Annotated in this window: 11 protein-coding genes; 1 reads left to right on the forward strand and 10 read right to left on the reverse strand. The window is 67.4% G+C overall.

The window, feature by feature from the left end:
• Positions 1-73 precede the first annotated feature (73 nt).
• The 10 genes from hydA to ACQY76_RS10775 all read right to left on the reverse strand — a co-directional run bounded on the left by hydA (position 74) and on the right by ACQY76_RS10775 (position 10,911).
• Positions 74-1,471, reverse strand: coding sequence for a dihydropyrimidinase (gene hydA / locus ACQY76_RS10730; RefSeq protein WP_428032855.1), 1,398 nt, complete (start codon positions 1,469-1,471; stop codon positions 74-76).
• A 24-nt stretch (positions 1,472-1,495) separates the two neighbouring features.
• Complete coding sequence (locus tag ACQY76_RS10735; protein WP_428032856.1) at positions 1,496-2,251, reverse strand: SDR family NAD(P)-dependent oxidoreductase; 756 nt, start codon at positions 2,249-2,251, stop codon at positions 1,496-1,498.
• 24 nt (positions 2,252-2,275) lie between these two features.
• Entirely contained in the window at positions 2,276-3,214 is a 939-nt protein-coding gene (locus tag ACQY76_RS10740; protein WP_428032857.1) for an NAD-dependent epimerase/dehydratase family protein, read from the reverse strand.
• A complete protein-coding gene (locus tag ACQY76_RS10745; protein WP_428032858.1) occupies positions 3,211-4,863 on the reverse strand; it encodes an ATP-binding cassette domain-containing protein in 1,653 nt (550 codons plus the stop codon). The genes ACQY76_RS10740 and ACQY76_RS10745 overlap by 4 nt, the downstream gene beginning before the upstream one ends.
• Positions 4,860-5,735, reverse strand: a complete 876-nt coding sequence (locus ACQY76_RS10750; protein WP_428032859.1) for an ABC transporter permease — start codon at positions 5,733-5,735, stop codon at positions 4,860-4,862. The genes ACQY76_RS10745 and ACQY76_RS10750 overlap by 4 nt, the downstream gene beginning before the upstream one ends.
• Complete coding sequence (locus ACQY76_RS10755; protein WP_428032860.1) at positions 5,732-6,778, reverse strand: ABC transporter permease; 1,047 nt, start codon at positions 6,776-6,778, stop codon at positions 5,732-5,734. The genes ACQY76_RS10750 and ACQY76_RS10755 overlap by 4 nt, the downstream gene beginning before the upstream one ends.
• A gap of 118 nt (positions 6,779-6,896) precedes the next feature.
• Entirely contained in the window at positions 6,897-8,477 is a 1,581-nt protein-coding gene (locus tag ACQY76_RS10760; RefSeq protein ID WP_428032861.1) for an ABC transporter substrate-binding protein, read from the reverse strand.
• Between the two features lie 19 nt (positions 8,478-8,496).
• Complete coding sequence (locus tag ACQY76_RS10765; protein ID WP_428032862.1) at positions 8,497-9,003, reverse strand: ureidoglycolate lyase; 507 nt, start codon at positions 9,001-9,003, stop codon at positions 8,497-8,499.
• The gene (locus ACQY76_RS10770; RefSeq protein WP_428032863.1) at positions 8,996-9,937 is read right to left on the reverse strand and encodes an allantoinase PuuE; all 942 of its coding nucleotides are present in this window, start codon (positions 9,935-9,937) and stop codon (positions 8,996-8,998) included. The genes ACQY76_RS10765 and ACQY76_RS10770 overlap by 8 nt, the downstream gene beginning before the upstream one ends.
• Positions 9,938-10,209: 272 nt before the next feature.
• Positions 10,210-10,911, reverse strand: coding sequence for a GntR family transcriptional regulator (locus ACQY76_RS10775; RefSeq protein WP_428032864.1), 702 nt, complete (start codon positions 10,909-10,911; stop codon positions 10,210-10,212).
• A gap of 433 nt (positions 10,912-11,344) precedes the next feature.
• Between ACQY76_RS10775 and ACQY76_RS10780 the strand changes: the two genes are divergently transcribed.
• On the forward strand, positions 11,345-19,279 hold the full coding sequence (locus ACQY76_RS10780) for a SpvB/TcaC N-terminal domain-containing protein (protein ID WP_428032865.1): 7,935 nt from the start codon (positions 11,345-11,347) through the stop codon (positions 19,277-19,279).

A 19,279-nucleotide genomic window follows, 5' to 3' on the forward strand; every position in this document is an offset into this window, starting at 1 on the left:
ATTCGTCCGTCAGCCAAGCCCCGGCATTCGGGGACGGAGCATCTCGGCGATTCGGTCGGGCGATGCAGGGTCGTCACCCGACAAGGGGCGAGCGCGCGCGGGTACGATGACGTCCCTGGCCCTTGGACCCGACCAGCGCACCCTCATGCACCATGACGGTTCCCCCGAGAATGACGGTCATCGGCCATCCCTGCACCTCAAGGCCTTCATAGGGACTGTAGTCTGAGCCATCGTGAAGATCGGCATGGCGGATCGTGCGCCGTACCTGCGGATCCCAGATCGCAATGTCGGCATCCATTCCAACCGCGATCCGTCCCTTGCGCTCCAGCCCGTAGAGCCGCGCATGGTTGGTCGAGGTGAGGGCGACGAAGCGGGGCAGGTCGATCCGCCCCTTCATGAAGCCTTCGGAAAACAGGATCGGCAGCCGGGTCTCGACGCCGGGAATGCCGTTGGGGATATGCCGAAAGCTTGTGCGTCCGCGCGCATTGAGCTTGCCAGCGGGGTCGTCGAACAGGAACGGGCAGTGGTCGGAGGAGAACAGGTCGAACACGCCCTGCTCGATGCCGCGCCAGCAGGCTTCCTGTTCCTTTTTGTCGCGCGGAGGCGGCGAGCAGACGAATTTCGCGCCCTCCCAGTTGCTGCGGTCGAGGTCGTCGGCGGTCAGCATGAGATATTGCGGGCAGGTCTCGCCCACCACCTTGCGGCCGCGGGCGCGGGCCGTGCGGATCTCCTCGGCCGCCGCGCCATTGGAGACGTGGACGATCACCACCGGCACGTCGACCACCTCGGCCAGCGACAGCGCGCGATGGGTCGCCTCGCGCTCGACCACCACTGGCCGGGTGCGGGCATGGGCGCGGGGAGCGACATCGCCGGCCTCTTCATGCTGGCCGATGAGGTAGCGGATGGCGTCCTCGTTCTCGCAATGCACCAGCACCAGCGCTCCGGTCCGCCGCGCGACATCCATGGTGGCAAGGATTTCGGCGTCATTCAGCCGGAGTCCCTCATAGGTCATGAACACCTTGAAGGACGTGTAGCCATCAGAGACCAGCGCCGGCAGTTCCTGCCCCAGGACCGACGGCGTCGGATCGGAGACGATCATGTGGAACGAGACGTCCGTGTAGCACTGGCCCTCCGCCAGGGCGTGATAGTCGGTCACCGCCTCGCGCAGCGACTGTCCCTTCTGCTGGAGGCAGAAGGGAAGCACGCAGGTATTGCCGCCGAACAGGGCGGAGCGGGTGCCGCTCTCGAAGCCGTCCGCCATGCGGATGCCTTCGCCCGCGGGCTGAGCCATGTGGACGTGGCTGTCGATGCCGCCCGGCAAGACGTAGCGCCCCGTCGCGTCGAGGGTGCGGGTGCCGTCCGGCAGGCTCTCGCCGATTTGGACGATACGGCCGTCGCGGATGCCGATATCGGCGGCGAACATGTCGGATGCCGTGGCAATGGTGCCGTTGCGGATGACGAGGTCGAACATGGGTGCACTCTCCGGTCGCGGATGTCAGACCATCACGTCGCCGCCATTGGGGGAGAGCGACTGGCCGCAATAATAGCCGCCGGCGTCGGACGCCAGCAGGAGCGCCGTCGGAGCGATCTCGTCGACCTGGCCGAAGCGGCCCATGGGCAGCTGCGCCTGCTTCATGGCCCGCCAGGCATCGGTCATTCCCATCAGCATGTCGGTCTCGATCGGTCCCGGAGCGATCGAATTGACCGTCACGCCCTTCGGGGCGGCTTCATAGGCGAGCGCCCGGGTAAAGCCGACAATGCCGGCCTTGGCGGCGCAGTAATGCGCGAGGCCCGGCGCGCCCTTATAGGCGAGCTGCGAGGAGAAGTTGATGATCCGGCCCCAGCCGCTTGCCGCCATGGCCGGATAGAAGCGCTGGGTCACCATGAAGGTGCCGCGAAGATGCACGCCGATCATGCGGTCGAAGGCCGCGGTGGTGATGTCCTCGAACGCAAGGTCGCCGCCGATGCCGGCGCAGTTCACCAATATGTCCACCGGGCCGAGGGCGTCGGCACTCCAGCGCGCCAGGGCATCGACCGAGGGTTCGTCGGCAACGTCGCAGACGGTGTGGACGACGTCATGCCCTGCGGCAGCGAGGCGGGCCGACAGCGCGGCGGCATTGGCATCGTCGCCGAACTGGCAGTAGCCTACACGCGCGCCATGAGCGAGGAATAGCTCGACGATGGCCGCGCCGATTCCGCGGCTGCCGCCGGTCACCAGCGCGGTGCGGCCGGCGAGGCTGAAACTGGTCATGATCACTCTCCTAGGAAAGCGCCGTCAGGCGCGACGTTCCGCCAGCCACGCGGCGTAGGCGCGCACGCCGTCCTCCAGCGTGTGGCGCGGCACGAAGCCGAGATCCCGCGCGATGGCGGTGGTATCGAAACGGTGTTGGTAGTCGTCCAGCGGGTCCGGTCCCGGCGCCACGTCGATGTCGGCAGCCGGCAGCACGCGTCCGACCACCTCCGCCACTTCGCCGATGGTCAGGAAGCTGCCGCCGGTGGCGGTGTAGACCGGTTGTGGGCAGAGCGGCGCGTCGTGGGCGCGCAACAGCGCGTCCACCGCATCGTCGACATGGATGAACTGGCGGGGGAAGTCGCGCCCGAACGGCAGCCGGCTCGGCCGGCCGGCCTGTGCATCCTCGATCAGCGTCCGGATCACGCAGTCCGTGGTGCGGCCGGGGCCATAGACCCAGCAGAGCCGGATCGCCGCCGCATCGAGACCATGCTGCTGGCGATAGCCGGCCAGCAACTGCTCGGCGGCGACCTTGGTGGCGCCATAGACGCTGGAGGGCCGGAGCGGCGCATCCTCCGCCAGCCCGGGCGTGCCGGTCTCCGGTTCGCTCGTCGGGCCGAAGGCGCTGGTGGAGGAACAGAACACGAGCCGGCGCATCCGGAAGCTCCGCGCCAGTTCCAGCATGTTGGCGGTCCCGACCACATTGGCCTGAACGATGCCATAGGGGTTGTCGATCATCACCATCGGCCCGGACACCGCGCCACAATGGATGATCGATCCGACGCCCTCGGTGCGCGCTAATGCGTGAAGCCGGTGGATGTCGCCGAGGTCGGCGATGGTGACGGGATGCTGGCCAGGCTTGACGGCGATGTCGATGCCGAGCGCCGGTCGCCCCTCATCGGAGAGGCGCGCCAGCACGCGCTGGCCGATGAGGCCGGAAGCGCCGGTGACGAGAATGGTCGGTTCGGACGTTCGGTCGCTCACCGCAGAACTCCCTGCAGATGGTCTTCACGGGACGGCGCCACCTGTTCGATGGCGAGCTCGGCGGACAAAAGCTTGCGCGTATAGGGGTCCTTCGGCCGGGCGAAGACCTCGTCCATCGCGCCCGCCTCGACAATCCGGCCGCGATTCATGACGGCAACGTCATGGGCGAGCGAGCGCACCGAGTTCAGGTCATGGGTGATGAAAAGCGCGGAGAGCTGCATGCGGCTCTGCAGGTCGCGCACCAGATCGATGATCTGCGCCCGCACCCGGATATCGAGCGCGGTGGTGGGCTCGTCGAAAATGACGAAGTCCGGCCGGGTGGCCAGCGCGCGTGCAATGCCCACCCGCTTCTGCTCGCCGGCGGTCAGCTCATGCGGGAACAGCTCCGCCGTGCGCGTCGGCAGGTCGACGAGCGTGAGCACGTCGTGCACGCGCTTCAGTCGCTCGGCGGAGGAGAGCTTCTCCAGCATCGCCAGCGGTTCGTCGACCAGCTGGCGCACCCGCCAGCGGGGGTTGAGCGCCACATAGGGCTCCTGGAACACCATCTGAATTCGCCGGCGCAGCGGGCGGAAGCGGGCTTCCGGCCAGTGGGTGACGTCGTCGCCATCGAACAGGATGCGCCCGGATGTCGCCTGCAGCAGCCGGACGAGGCACTGGCCGATCGTGGTCTTGCCGGATCCGCTTTCGCCGACCAAAGCGAGGGTCTCGCCCCGCCGCACGGTGAAGGAGACCCCGTCGACCGCCCGCACCTGTTCGCCGGGGCGGCTGCCGGGGAAGATCTTGACCAGGTTCTCGATCGCCAGCAGCGGCGCCCCGCCGCTTGCGACGCCGCGCAGGGAGGGCACCGGGCGCGCCCGGGCCGCGTCGAGCAGCGCGCGGCTGTACTGTTCCTGCGGGGCGGCGATGAAGGTGGCGGTGGGGGCCATCTCCTCGATCCGGCCGCCGCGCATCACCGCGACGCGGTTGCAGTAGTGGGCGACGATGCCAAGATCGTGGGTGATGAGCACCACCGAGCAGCCCATCCGCCGGCTGCGCTCCACCAGCATGTCGAGCACCTGCACCGACACGGTGGCGTCGAGGCCGAGCGTCGCGTCATCGGCGAGCACGATCTTCGGCTCGGCGATCAGGGCCATGGCGATGACCACGCGCTGGGCCATGCCGCCCGACAGCTCGTGCGGATAGGCCTTGGCGCGTTCCTCGGGATTCACGATGCCGACATCCGCGAGGAGCTGCACCGCCTGCGCCCAGGCCGCCTGCCGCGACAGCCGCCTGTGGCTGCGCAGCACGCGCACAAGCTGCTCGCCGACCCGTTCGACCGGATCGAGCAGTGCCTTGGCGTTGGTGCCGATCAGCGAAACAACGCCTCCGCGCAGGGCGCGCCGTTCCGCCGGGGTCATCTGGCTGAGCACCCGGCCCTCGATCAGCACCTCGCCGCGCTCCCGGCGCACGCCGGCCGGCAGCAGATCGATCATTGCGCGGGCGAGAAGCGACTTGCCGGCACCGGTTTCGCCGACAATGCCGAGAATCTCGTTCGGCATCAGCTTGAGATCGAGCCCGTCTAGCAGTGCGCGCTCGCCCTCCGCCGTCTCGGCGACGAGGGTGAGGCCATCGATCTGCAGCACGGGTGTGCGCCCCGTCTCGCGCATCATGGCGTCTCTCCGCTATCGGTCGGCTGGCGAGTGACGCGGGCCGGCGCGCGCTGGCGCGTGGGATCGAGCGCATCGCGCAGGACGTCTCCGAGCAAGGCGAAGCAGAGCACGGCGACGACGATGGCGAGCCCGGGAAACAGGGACACCCACCAGACGCCGAGGATCATCTGCTGGGCGCCGGTGGAGACCATGAGCCCCCATTCCGGCGTTGGCATGCGCACGCCGGCACCGATGAAGGAGAGGCCGGCGGTGAGCAGGATCGCCATTCCGATCGAGATCGAGACCTGCACCATGGCCGGCATCAGCGCATTGGGCAGCAGATGGCGGAACATGATGTGCCGATCGGTGGCCCCCGAGCAGCGCGCCGCAGCGACGAACGGCCGTTCCCGCAGCGACAGTACCTCGGCGCGGATCAGCCGGGCAAAGATCGGGATGAACAGGATCGCCAGCACGATCGCCACGTTCCAGATTTCCTGACCCATCACGGCGACCAGCGCCATGCCAAGCACGAAGATCGGAAAGGCCTGGATGAAGTCGAACAGCCGCATGGCGAGGCTCGAGGCCGCACCGCGGTAAAAGCCGATGAGCAGGCCGAGCGGCACGCCGACCGCAAACGCGACCGCGACCGACACCACGCTGATCAGCAGGTTGATGCGCGTCGCGTAGATGACCCGTGAAAACACGTCCATGCCGGTGATGTCGGTTCCGAACCAGTGCGCCGCAGAAGGCGGCTGCAGCGAGGCGATGGCGTCGGCCTCGACCGGGCTATAGGGGCTGATCACCGGCGCGAACACGATCATGACGATCTGGAGCGCGAGCAGGAGCAGGCCGATCACGGCCGCCGGGCGGCGCAGCGCGGGGGGCAGCTTCATACCCTGATCCTCGGATCGGCGAGTTCGTAGAGAATGTCCACCACGAGGTAGACGACGAGAATGAAGGCGGCGGCGACCAGGACGAAGCCCTGAAGGGCGGGGTAGTCGCTGTTCATCACCGCCTGCACGGCATATTGGCCAAGGCCCCCCCAGGAGAAGATCGTCTCGACGAGCACGGCCGCGCCGAGCAGGAAGCCGACCAGGAAGCCGATCATGGTGATGATCGGCGGCAGGCTGTTGCGCATGGCGGCGCGGATGATGACGCGCTCGGGCACGCCGCAGGCCCGGGCGTGGCGCACGAAATCGGAGCGCCAGACCCCGGCGAAGATGCTCTGCGTCATCTTCATCAGGGCCCCGGCATTGACGATGGCGATGGTCAGCACGGGAAGGACCAGGCGCCCGGCCGCCGAGGTGAACGCGGCGAAGTCGCCGGCGAGCAGGGCGTCGACCGTATAGAAGCCGGTGACGTAAGGCGGCGCGCTCATCATCGCGTCGATGCGCCCGAACGGCGCTGCGGACCAGCCGAGCAGCGAGAAGAAAACATAGATCAGGATCAGACCGATCCAGAAATCAGGAATAGCGCCGGCGGCCAGGCCATAGACGCGAGCGCCCATATCGACCGCCCCGCCGGGCCGCACCACCGAGGCGACGGCGACGGTCACGCCGATGATCACCGTCAGCACCATGGCGTAGGTGATCAGTTCAAGCGTCGCCGGCGCGCGCTCCAGGAGATCGACGGTCACCGGATTGGAGGTGAAGATCGAGATGCCGAGATCGCCATGCAGGACATTGCCGCAATAGGTGATGAACTGCACCCAGACACTGTCATTCAGCCCGAGGCGGTCGCGCAGCTGCGCCACCGCCTCCGGTGTCGCCATATTGCCGAGCAGCAGCACGGCCGGATCGCCGGGCAGCAGGCGGATCAGGAAGAAGGTGACGAACAGCACGCCGAACATCTGGGGCACCAGCAGTGCGAGCCGGGGCAGCACGATCTGAAAAGCGCGGGGAACGCTTTCCCACCGTCGTCTCAGGCCGAGGAGCATGTCTGCATCTCCACAATCACCGCGAAAGGTGCCGCCGTACCGAGGCCGGCCGCGCGTCCGCTCGCGCCGTCACGCGAGCAATAAGCAGGCCGGGGGTATGGGCCCCGGCCTGCGTCCCTCACTTGCTGAAGTCGTACCAGGCGTTGCTGTTGGGGGTGTACCAGGAGAAGCCGTTCACCTTCGAGCCCACCGCAAGCTGATAGCCGGGGTTGAACAGGAACACCCAGGGCGCTTCGGACACGACGATCTTCTGCACCTTCTTCATGTCCTCTTCGCGCGAGGCCTGATCGGTGGAGATGAGCGCCTTGTTGATGAGGGCGTCGACCTCGGCGTTCTTGTAATGCGAGAAGTTCACCATCGACTGGCTGTTGATGAACAGGTTGGTCACGTAGGCCGCGTCCGGCACGATCGCCATGTCGCGGATGAAGAACATCGGCATCGTGCCCTTGCTGTAGCGCTCCACGAGGCTGGAAGCCGGCAGCTTGAGCAGCGTCACCTCGACGCCGGCGCGGGCGAACGCGGTCTTCAGGACCACCGCCATCTGCTCTTCCAGCGGCTCGCCCGTGCGGTAGCCGAGCTCGGTCTTGAAGCCGCTGGGGAAGCCGGCCTTGGCCAGCAGTTCCTTGGCCTTGGCGACGTCGTCCTTGTAGGGGAAATCGTCATCCGTATAGGCGGGGTAGATTTCCGAGACCGGGCTCTTGGTCGGCCGGGCGGTGCCCATGTAGACGCTGGTCTCGATGTCCGGCCGCGGCACGAGATAGTTCATTGCCTGGCGCACCTCGACCTTGTCGAACGGCGCCACGGCATTGTTCATTTCAAGCCGGTGCGTGTAATTGCCGAACACTTCCCACACCTTGATGGACGGCACCTTCTTGGCCAGTGCGATCTCGCGCGGCGTCAGCCATTCGGCGACATCGATCGAGCCGGCCTGCAGGGCGGCCAGACGGTTCGAGGAGGTCGGCATCTCGCGGAAGATCACTTTCTTCAGCTTGGCGGCGCCCCGGTAGTAATAGGGATTGGCTTCGTAGATGACTTCCTGGCCGGGAGAGAATTTCGCGATGTGATAGGGTGCGAAGGAAGCCGAGTCGGTGGACAGGAAGCGCGCCGCCCAGGGATCTTCCTTGGTGATGTGCTTCTTGGCTTCCTTCGAATCGATGATGCCGAGGTCATTGTTGATCCACAGCCGCGCCAGCAGCAGCGAGGGGTGTGGGATCGTCACTTTGACCGTGTAGTCGTCGATCTTCTGGAAGGAATCGAAGCTCTCGATCTTCAGGATCTGCGTCATGTACCAGTGGAACGTGGCCTTCATGTTCCAGCCACGCTCGAAGGTCCACATCACGTCGTCGGCGGTCATCTCGTTGCCCGCCGCGCTCTTCACCCCCTTGCGCAGGTGAAAGGTGATGGACTGGTTATCCGGCGCGATCTCATAGCTTTCGGCCAGCGCCCCCTGGATGGAGGTGAAATCCTCCACCAGTGCGCCGTTGGGGTCGTTCTTCATCGCGTAGACGAGGAGGCGCTCGAAGATGTTGCGCCGGGCCTCGTGGCCGGCCTCGGTGGGGGGATATTCCTGGTCGAGCGATTCCGGAGTGCGTGGGCCGGCGACGATGAGCGTCTCGCTGGCGTTCTGCGCGTGGGCGGACGGGCTCATGGCCATCAGCGCGAGCGCGGCGGCGGAGAGCGTGGACCTCAGGCTGTTCATGCGCATCGGCAGGGTCTCCTCAGGAGAGGTCGGAGGGGGAGGCGGTGAAGGGGGAGGCAGGCACGGCATCCAGCCGGATGCCGACGGGGGGCACGTCGCGGAACTCGCAATCCGCGTCCGATCCGTCCTTGTGGACATGCATGGCGAGGCGGCCCGATGCACCGAGCACTGTGATCGGGACATGCCAGAGGGCGGTGCGGTACTGGAGGCCGGTATCGCCCGGCACCACGAAGGCGGTGAGCGCGGCGAGGTCCGGCCCGCCGTCGGGTGCATCCGGCGCGACGGCGATAAGGTAGGGCAGGCCGTCGAGCGGGAAGAAGGCCTGCGTCGAATGCAGGTGCCGCTCCATCAGGCGCACCTCATGCCGGCCCGGCTCCGTGGGTTCAGGCGCTTCGACGACCTCCAGCACGGCCCGCGCTTGGGGCCGGCCGTTCCACGGCAGGACGGTGCGTGACACGATGGCCACCACATCGCCGTACGGGGCGAAGGCGTCCGGCGTGAGAGGCTGCGCGCAGATCTCACGCATCGCCAACCTCCCCGGCGGTCTGGGCATCGCGTTCGAGCCAGGCGCGCGCGATCTCCTCGCGCGTGGCGAACCAGACGTCGTGATACTGGCGCGCATGGTCGAAGAACCGCTTCAGCGAGCGGATGCGACCGGGGCGCCCGATCATCCGGGGATGCAGGCCGATCGACATCATACGCGGGCCGCGCGCCGCTTCGGCGTGGAGCACCTCGAAGCTCTCGCGCATATAGAGGTAGAAGTCCTCCGCCTGCGCGAGGCCGGGCGAGTTCCAGAAGCGGATGTCGTTGACATCGCAGGTGTAGGGCACCACCAGCCGGCGCTGCCCCTCGACGCTGACGAAATAGGGCACATCGTCGTTATAGGCGTCGGAATCATAGAGGAAACCGCCTTCCTCCGTGAGCAGGCGACGGGTCCGCACGCTGGCGCCGTACCGGCAGTACCAGCCCACGGGCCGCTTGCCGCAGGTGGCTTCGAAGGAGCGGATGGCGAGGGCGATATGCGCGCGCTCTTCCTCTTCAGTTAGGCGGAACACTTCTTCCCAGCGATAGCCGTGACTGCAGATCTCGTGTCCGCCGGCGAGCGCGGCGCGCGCCACGTCGGGGTTCTGCTCGAAGGCTACCGCGCAGGCGAAGAAGGTGGCGGGAATGCGCGCGTCGGCAAGCGACTCGAGGATGCGCCAGATGCCGACACGCGAGCCGTACTCGTACATCGACTCCATGGCGAGGTTACGGATGTCCTTGGGAAAGGCGTAGCTCCCCCATTCCGTCATCGGCTCTTGGTCGGGATCGCCCATGGCGAAGGAGCGCTCCGATCCTTCCTCGTAATTGATCACCACATTGATCGCGAGGCGTGCGCCGTTCGGCCAGGTTCCTGTCGGAAAGCGCGGGCCGTAGCCGACGAGGTTGCGTTCAGGGACGGGGAGCGGAGAGAGTGACATGCGCGCCTCACATATTGCCCGCACTATTGCGTGCAATACTGTAGGCAATGCAATGGGCGTGCCAATTCGTGCCTTGGTGGCATGAGCAATGGGCGGAACGGTGTCGCACGGAGGTTGGGCGCCGGCCTTGTGAGCGCTGGGTGGCCCCTAGGGCGCGGCCCCCGAGGGACGGGTGGGCGAGGCGGATCCACCTCGCGCGCAATCACCTCCGGGCCCGGAGCCTTTCCAATGCATGGAAATGCACCGGAAACGCGCGTTGGCGTGGGAATGTCTCAGCCGCGCAGGAATTCGTAGATGTCGGCTTCCTGGCGGCGCGATTCCGACAGGTTGAGGCTGGCGACGATATGTTCGAAATGATGCGTCATCTCGTGGGCCGCCTCGTCGGGCCGGTTGGCCTCGATGAAGTCGACCAGCCGTTCGTGCTCATGTGTGAGGCACAGGATGCCGGTCTTTTGTTCATACACCGATTGGATCAGCACGCCGCGACGGATCAGCACCGCCAGCATCTTCTCGAAGACCGGGTTGCGGGCAACCTCCGCCACGAGGTGGTGGAAATGCGCGGCGACGCGATTGACGCTGGGGTCCTGCTTCTCGAACATCTCGCGCTCGTGCCGCAGATGGTGGCGTAGCCGCTCGATATCGGCCGGCGTCGCCCTCTGGCAGGCGAGGCGAACCACGATGCATTCAAGCTCGCGCCGTGCCTCATAGACGTGGTGCGCGTCCTCGATCGTCGGGCGGGAAATGAAGGCGCCCCGATTCAGCTGGAAGACGACGACATCCTCGTCTCGCAGACGTTCCAGCACGCGGCGCACGCGCGAGCGGGGCACATCATAGGCGTCGGCCAGCTTCACCTCGTTCAGGTGTTCACCGGCGCGCAGATGTTTGTCGATGATCGCGTCGACCAGCCGGTCATAAATGAGGTCTTCCGTGGGGTGTTTGCCACGGAGCCGGACCCCGTTCTCTTCGCTGGACATTGCTTTCCGTGCTGGGCGATGATTCCGTTGGCGTTCTCTTAAAGCATGGGCGGGTTCGGCGGAAAGCGCAATTTCCGCCGAACCCGCCCCGCATGGAATGCGCCTCCCGGAATGGGGAGGCCCTTGGGCGGCTGGCTGCCGGTTTTTGATGGCGCCGTCGTCCCGCGGGCGAGGAAAGAGACGCCGGGACCCAGGCTCCTCACGCGCGCGCCGCGACGGCGCCGGGGCGCGGTCTGCCGGATAGGGGGCGCTCTACTGCGGCATCCGCTATGAGATCAGAAACAGATACTCATATTGACAGGTCTTTGTTTTCGTCGGAAATTCGCGCTCCGATAAAGAAAAAGATATCGGCATTACCTGTAGAGGTATGTCGGTATTGCAGTGTATGTGAGGTCTGTTTACCTTATTTTGTTGCGGCCTGTGCTGAGGTTCCATGCTTTCAGCTGTGCCTTCTTCTTCTGCACGAGAGATTTCTTCGGCCGGCGTTAGCCCGCGTGGCAAGCATGCCGGTGCGCCGGGTCAGCAGCCGGTCTTTCCCAGTCTTTCACTTCCAAAAGGCGGCGGTGCGGTCCGCGGGATAGGCGAAACCTATTCCGTCAATCCGGCTACCGGAACCGGGCGCCTTGCCCTGCCGCTGCCGCTGACGTCCGGGCGTGGTCCCGTATTCTCGGGCCTCGGCCTCAGCTATGACAGCGGTGCCGGAAACGGGCCGTTTGGCCTTGGCTGGAGCATCGACTGCCCGGCCATCTCGCGGGGCACTGATCGCGGCTTGCCGGCATATCTTGATGATCGGGACAGCGACGAGTTCCTTCTTTCGGGTTCCGAGGCGCTGGTGCGAACGCTCGACGGCGCAGATCAGCCGCTGCGCCGGCCGGATCGTCTGCATGGCCGGGATTTCGAGGTGTCGTCGTTCCGCCCGCGAACGGAGGGGGCTTACGCCCGTATCGAATTATGGTGCGCAAGGCAGGGGGATGAGAGCTTCTGGCGCGTCATCGACCCGACCAATATCACCTCGATCTATGGCGACTCGCCCGCCTCGCGGATCGCCGATCCCACGGATCCCCGCCGCTGCTTCTGCTGGCTTCTGTCCAGGGTCTACGACGACAAGGGCAATCTTGCCCTCTACGACCACGTGGCGGAGAACGACACCGGCGTCGATCTCCACGCCCTTAATGAACAGAACCGCGACCGGCGTTTCATCGGGGCGCAGCTCTATCTGAAAAGCATCCGCTACAGCGCCGACACACCGTGGCATCCGGATCTGAGCCCCGAGGGCGCGCCGGCGGCGCTGCCGACGCTGTGGCGCCATCAGGTGGTCCTCGACTATGGCGATCACGATCCAGATGCGCCCCGCCCCGCGCCCGACCGCGCCTGGGAGGTGCGGCCCGATCCGTTCTCATCGTGCCGGCCAGGGTTCGAGCTGCGCAGCTATCGCCGGTGCCGCCGTATTCTGATGTTCCATAATTTCCCGGAGGAAGCCTCGTGCGGCGAGGAGTGCCTCGTACGATCGGTGGACCTTGGCTACGCCGATGAAACCGGATCGCCAGCGGGACTGGGGCCGCTGCACAGCCTGCTGGCCTCGGTCACCCAGGCGGGCTATCGCCGTCGCGCGCCGGGAACCTATCTGCGTCGCGCGATGCCCCCGCTCGAGTTCGACTACGCCGCCGCCGCTCTCCACCCCGAGCTGATGACGGTCGAGACGGCGGCGGGGAACCAACTCGCGAGCGGCATTGACGGGCGTAAGGTGCAGCTGGTCGATCTCGACGGCGATGGCCGGCCCGGAATTCTCGAGCGCGGCCAGGGAAGCTGGAACTATCGGGCGAATCTGAGCGCCGCGAGCCTCTCGCCGGGTCCTGACGGCACGCGGATTCCCGGCGCCCGCTTCGCTGCGGCGCGCGAACTTGCGGTGGTTCCCGGCCCCGGTTGCGCGCCGAATGGCCTCGGCGGTCAGATACTCGACCTCGCCGGCGACGGGCGGCCCGATCTCGTCTTCTGGCAATCGCCGCTGCCCGGGCTTTTCGAGCGTCGCGCGGATGGCTCCTGGGAGCCGTTCCGGCCGTTCCGCTCGCTGCCGCGCATCGACTGGGACGACCCTGACCTGCGCTTCATCGACCTCACCGGCGATGGACGAGCCGATGTCATCATCACCACCGATGCCGCGCTCGTCTTCCACATCTCGCGCGGCGAGGCGGGGTTCGATCCCGCGCTGCGCCGTCCGCTGCCATTGGACGAGCGCGCCGGCCCCCGCGTGCTGTTCTCGGAGCCGGGCGCGGATGAGAGCATCCAGCTTGCCGACATGACGGGAGACGGCCTGAGCGACCTCGTCCGGCTGCGCTTCGGCGAGGTGTGCTATTGGCCGAATCTCGGCCACGGCCATTTCGGCCGGCGCGTCAGCATGGAGAACGCGCCGCGCTTCGCCGATCGCGCCCGTTTCGATCCGGCAAGGCTGCGGCTTGCCGACATTGACGGCTCCGGCGCGGCCGACCTGCTCTATCTCGGAGAGAACGGGGTCGAGGCGGCCTTCAACCGCGGCGGCAATGGCTTTTCCGATGCACAGCGCATCGCGCGCCTGCCCGACGCTGACCTCGGCGCCTTCGTCGAGCTGACGGACCTGCTCGGCACCGGAACGGCCGCTCTCGTCTGGTCGTCGGCACATGGCGACGGGCGCGGCCACACGGTGCGCTACATCGATCTCATGCGGGGCCGCAAGCCGCATCTGCTGATCGGGGTGCGGAACAATCTCGGGGCCGAGACACGGGTCGGCTACGCTCCCTCCACCCGCTTCGCGGTCGAGGACGCCGAGCGGGGGCAGCCCTGGGTGACGCGGATACCGTTCCCGGTCCATGTGGTCGAGCGGACGGAGGCCATCGACCACATCGCCCGCCTCCGCACCGTGACGCGCTACGCCTATCACCACGGTCATTATGATGGCGAGGAGCGCGAATTTGCCGGCTTCGGTCTCGTCGAGCAATGGGACAGCGAGGAGCCGCGCGACGGCGAGACCGCCGACAATTGGGACAGCGCCACCTGGTCGCCGCCTGTCCTGACACGTAGCTGGTTTCACACCGGCGCGCTGATCGAGGGCCGCGAGATTGCGCACCGCTTCGCCGCCGAAGCATGGTGCGAGCCCTCGCTGCGCGATCCGCTGCGGGCGGAGGACCGCGCCGCCATGCGGTTGCCGGAACCGGTTCTGCCCCCGGGGCTTTCCGCCCGCGAAATGGCGGAGGCGGTCCGCGCGCTGCGCGGCACGCTGCTCCGCAGCGAGGTCTACGCGCAGGATGGCAGCTCCCGCGAGGCCATCCCCTATACGGTGACGGAGACCAGCCCCGCCATCGTGCGGGTCCAGCCGCGCGGGCCGAACCGCAACAGCGTCTTCGCCGTTCGTCCGCGAGAGAGCCTGAGCCTGCACTATGAGCGCGATGCGTCCGATCCGCGCTGTTCGCACGAACTGACGCTGGAGACCGACCGCTTCGGCAATGCTCTGCGCAGCGTCTCGGTCGCCTATCCGCGACGCCCGCCCGCGGCGGTGCCGGAACCCACGTTGGCCGCGGGCTTTCAGGCCATGCTCGGCCGCGACCAGGGTCGGGTCCGTATCACCGCCAGCGAGCGCCGGCTGACCGAGGCGCTGGATGATCCGGCGGCATTCCCGCACGCGCACCGCCTGCCTTTGGTCGCCGAGACGATGACGGCGGCGATCACCGGCGCGTCGCCGGCGGCGAACCGGCCCGGGCTCACCAACCGCTTCCGTTTCGAGGAACTCGACAGCCTGTGGGCGTCGTTGTGGACGGGTGCTCATGATGAACCTGCCGAACAGGTGAATGCCGGCGACATCGACGGCACCTCGCCTGAACCGGCCACGCCCCGCCGGCGTGTTCTCTCGCGTCTGCGCACCCAGTACCGTCGTGACGATTTTACCGGCCTGCTGCCGCTGGGAAAGCTGGAGCCGCTGGCGCTCACCGGCGAGAACTGGGAGCTGGTCTTCACCCCGGAGCTGCTGGCGCAGGTCTATGGCGACAGGATAGGCGAGGGCGATCTCCCGGCCGCCGGATATGTCCGGCTTGCCGACCACACCGGCTGGTGGCGCCCGTCGGGTCGCGCCTTTCTGTCGCCGGGCGACGGCGATCTGCCGGCCGATGAGGCGATCGAGGCGCGGGCGCATTTTTTCCTGATCCGCCGGACGGTCGATCCGTTCGGCAGCGCGGCGCGCATCCATCACGCCCATGACCTGATGCCCGATGAGACGGTCGATGCCGTGGGGAACAGCGTTCGTGCGGCCATCGACTGGCGGGTGATGCAGCCCTTCCGTACGACCGACGCCAATGGCAACCGGGTTGAAGTTGCCTTCGATGCGTTGTGCCGGGTCGTCGCAATCGCCGTACGCGGGCCGGAGGGCAGCGTGCTCGGGGGCGATCTCACCGGCTTCGAGGCCGACCCGGACACACAGGATCTGGCCGCCTTCGCGAGCGATCCGGTCGGCCGTGCGCATGACGCGATGGGGCAGGCCTCGTCGCGGGTTCTGCATGATGCCTTTGCCTATTTCAGGACCCGCGCCCAGCCCGCGCCGACACCTTGCTGGACGGCACGGCTGGCGCGGGAGCGCCACGCTCTCGGGGCGGATGCGGGACTGTCCGATCGGGTCAGCATCGGGCTCAGCCATTGCGACGGCTACGCCCGCGAAATCCAGGTGAAGTCGCTGGCAGAGCCGGGGCCGGTGACGCCGGGTGGCGCGGATGTCGCGCCGCGCTGGACCTGCACCGGCTGGACGATATGCGACAATAAAGGCCGCCCGCTACGAACCTACGACCCCTTCTTCACCGGCAAAGCCGAATATGAGCCGGGCCGGGCGGAAGGGGTGGGCGTCACCACGCTCTACGACCCGCTGGGGCGCCCCAGCGCCGTGCTGATGCCCGACAAGAGCTGGACAAAGGCGACCATCGGCCCATGGCGGCAGGAGGTCTGGGACGCCAACGATACGACAGCAATTGCCGACCCGCGTGAGGACCCCGACGTCGGCCGTGCTTTCGTGCGCTTGCTGGGGGCGGCGCCGGAAGCCTTCCGCTCCTGGCGCCAACGCCGGGAGGCCGGGGAGGTCGGCGCCACCGCCGAGGCGCGGGCGGCCGAAACGGACGCCGCCACCAAGGCGCGCGCACATGGGGCGACGCCCGACATTTCCCATTTCGATGTGCTGGGCGAGATCGCCCTTGCGGTGACGGACATGGGGGACAGGCGCATAGCCGGCCGTACCGCGCGTGACGATGCCGGACGAACGCTCGCCGTCGTCGACGCACGCCTGCGCCGCGTGACCGAGCATGGCACGCACGCCAGCGGGGACCGCTTCCTTGCCGGCTATGACTTCATTGGCCGGCCGCTTTTCCGGCGGGGGATGGACGACGGCGAGCGGCGGGTGCTGCCGGATATTCGCGGCAACGTTGTCCTCGCCTGGGACGCGATGGGGCACCGTATCCGGCACCGCTACGATGCGTTGGGCCGCCCGACCCATCGCTTCGTGGCCCGGGACGGCGCCGAATTTCTGCGCGACCTTTCGATCTATGGCGAGACGGCACCGCCCGGGCGGAACCTGCGCGGCCGTCTGTGGCGGGCCTATGACGGAGCCGGCCTCAGCGAAAGCGAGGCCTATGATTTCGCCGGCAATCTCCTGAGCGCCGCGCGCCATCTTGCACGCGGCTGGCGCGCGGCGCCGGACTGGGCGGCGCTCGACGCGCTGACCGGCGCGGATGCGCTGGACGCTGCCGCCGCGCCCTTGCTCGCACTCGGCGAGCGCTATGTCTCGCTCACCCGGCACGATGCGCTCGGACGCGCCGTGCAGATTGTCGCCCCGCACCGCGAGGGGATGCGCCCCTCGGTCATTCGCATTGGCTATGGCGATGGTGGCCTGGCCGCGACCATGGATGTCTGGGTGCGCCAGCCCGGGGCCCCCGACGCCCTGCTCGACCCCGCGACGGCCGACCGTCGCGTCGTAAGGGATTGCCGACACGACGCGAAGGGGCAGCGTGCATGGATCCGGTTCGGCAATGGCGCCGAGCTGCGCCATGAGCACGATCCCGAGACGTTCCGCCTGCGCCGGCTGACGGCTGACCGTGGCAGCGCATGGCCGGACGTCGAGCGGCTGGTGCAGGAACTCGCCTATGCCTACGACCCGGTGGGGAATGTGACGCGTGTGCGGGACGGAGCCGACCGGCAGAGCGTTGTTTATTTCCGCAACCGACGGGTCGAGCCGGGGCAGGACTTTACCTATGACGCGGCCTATCGTCTGGTGGCGGCGCGCGGCCGCGAGCATCTGGGCCAGACAGCGGGCGTCACCCAGGCGCCGACCGCCGCCGATGCGTGGGAGGAGGGGCGCCAGCGCCTGCCGCACCCCGGCGACGGCCTCGCCATGGGCACCTATCTCGAACGATATGAACATGACGACGTGGGCAATCTCGCGCGTGTCAGCCATACAGCCGAGAGCGGAAGCTGGACGCGCGACTATCACTATGACGCGCCTGCGCTGACGGATGCGGCGGCGAGCGGAGACCGTCTCACCGGGATGAGCGTCTCCGGGCTGCCGGACGTCGTCTTCGCTCATGACGGCCACGGGCGGATGTCCTCGATGCCGCATCTGTCCCTGCTGCTTTGGGATGAGCAGGACCATCTCGTCGCCAGCGCGCGCCAGGCGGTGAATGCCGGTACGCCGGAGACCACGCGCTATGTCTATGCCGCCGGTGGCGAGCGGGTCCGCAAGATCACCGACCGCGCGTCGCCGGCAAATGGCGATCCGCGCCGTCGATCCGAGGTCATCGCGCTCGGCCCCATCGAGATCCGCCGCGACTATGCGGCGGACGGGACGACGGTGACGGTCGAGCGCGAGACGCTTCACCTCGCCTTCGGCAGCGAGCGCGTCGCGATCGTCGAGACGCGCACGATGGGGGTCGACCCGGGACCGGCGCAGCTCTGGCGCTACACCTTCTCGAGCCATCAGGGCTCGGTATCGCTGGAACTCGACGAGACCGGAGCCGTCATTTCCTACGAGGAATACTTCCCCTTCGGCGGCACTTCCTATCAGGCGGTGCGGTCGCAGACCGAGACGCCGAAACGCTTCCGTTTCCTCGGCCGTGAGCGCGATGAGGAAAGCGGCCTGTATCATCTGGGGGCGCGCTATTACGCCCCCTGGCTCGGCCGCTGGACGTCGCCCGACCCGGCGGGTCTCGCCGACGGAAGCAATCGCTACGCTTATGCGGGCAATGACCCGATCGGGCTGGTGGACCCGGGGGGGCTGGCCGGCAGCAACAGTGTCGATGATCTCTTCACCTTCATTCGCAACCAGGCGGGCTTCCAGCAAGGCCAATTGACCCCGCCGACATTCAATTCGGGGAATGCGAGTCCGTTCGGCACCGCGGCCCACCAGCAGGCGACCGACGTCGTCGGCAAGATGCAGACGGCCGGTTTCGAGGGAGCAGACCGGGTCTACTCCGAGGTGGCGGTCAACAAACAGACGGGGGTTGTCACCCAGATCGGCGGCAGTCCTATTGGCGGACACCAGAATCTCGATCTTGTCGCCATGCCTCAGGGCCAGACCCTTGCGCCGGGCTCCACGCTGTCCGCCGGTCAAGCCGAAAAGGTCGGCGACATCAAGTATGGTGGCGGCAAGATCCAGTCGGGCCACGCCGCCCTCGGCCAGCAGGGCGTGACCGTCAACTCGAAGTTCAATGCGGCGGCGGGCGCCCCCAATCTGCCGACACCCGAGGCGGGATCGGTCAATCTTTCCGGGGCCGATGCCGACATCGACGCGACCACCGGCCGGGTGACCGAAGGACCGAACACCGCCGCCGCGCGCGAGCGGGCAGCGGCCAAGGCCGAGGCAAAGGCCGCCACGACCGAGGCCAAGGCTCTCGGCACGGAGGCCAAGGTGCTTGCAGCCGGGGCCGAAGGCCTCGAGGTCGCCTCCAAGACAGCCGCCAAATCCGCCGCCAAGACAGGTGCGAAAACCGTGCTGAAGAAGCTGGGAACCAAGGCGCTGAAGGTCATCCCCTTCGTCGGCATGGGCGCTGGCGCGACCTCGGCGGCCTATGAGGCATCACAAGGCAATATGGGTTCCGCCACGCTCGACGTGGTCGGCCTCGTGCCGGTGGTTGGCGACGTGGTCGATGCCGGGCGTCTCGGCGTCGCGGTGGGGGAGGCGGCGGACCAGCTTCTCGGCATCAGCGATGTCGCGGCGGAGCACGGAGCCGCCGTCGAAGGGGTCGCCAAACGCGTCGGCCTGTCTACCGATAATGCCCGCATCGCGGGAGCCGTCACCGCCGGCCTCAGCGCGATCACCGTAGCGCCGACAATGGCCATCCAGCGCACCGTCACGGGATGGTTCCACTAG

It is taken from the genome of Ancylobacter sp. (assembly GCF_965279025.1).
Taxonomy (GTDB): Bacteria; Pseudomonadota; Alphaproteobacteria; order Rhizobiales; family Xanthobacteraceae; genus Ancylobacter.

Bases quoted from the DNA above. Each gene is read 5' to 3' on its own strand.
- hydA (WP_428032855.1), bottom strand. From the start codon at position 1,471: ATGTTCGACCTCGTCATCCGCAACGGCACCATTGCCACGGCATCCGAC.
- ACQY76_RS10735 (WP_428032856.1), bottom strand. From the start codon at position 2,251: ATGACCAGTTTCAGCCTCGCCGGCCGCACCGCGCTGGTGACCGGCGGC.
- ACQY76_RS10745 (WP_428032858.1), bottom strand. From the start codon at position 4,863: ATGATGCGCGAGACGGGGCGCACACCCGTGCTGCAGATCGATGGCCTC.
- ACQY76_RS10750 (WP_428032859.1), bottom strand. From the start codon at position 5,735: ATGAAGCTGCCCCCCGCGCTGCGCCGCCCGGCGGCCGTGATCGGCCTG.
- ACQY76_RS10755 (WP_428032860.1), bottom strand. From the start codon at position 6,778: ATGCTCCTCGGCCTGAGACGACGGTGGGAAAGCGTTCCCCGCGCTTTT.
- ACQY76_RS10760 (WP_428032861.1), bottom strand. From the start codon at position 8,477: ATGAACAGCCTGAGGTCCACGCTCTCCGCCGCCGCGCTCGCGCTGATG.
- ACQY76_RS10765 (WP_428032862.1), bottom strand. From the start codon at position 9,003: ATGCGTGAGATCTGCGCGCAGCCTCTCACGCCGGACGCCTTCGCCCCG.
- ACQY76_RS10770 (WP_428032863.1), bottom strand. From the start codon at position 9,937: ATGTCACTCTCTCCGCTCCCCGTCCCTGAACGCAACCTCGTCGGCTAC.
- ACQY76_RS10775 (WP_428032864.1), bottom strand. From the start codon at position 10,911: ATGTCCAGCGAAGAGAACGGGGTCCGGCTCCGTGGCAAACACCCCACG.
- ACQY76_RS10780 (WP_428032865.1), top strand. From the start codon at position 11,345: ATGCTTTCAGCTGTGCCTTCTTCTTCTGCACGAGAGATTTCTTCGGCC.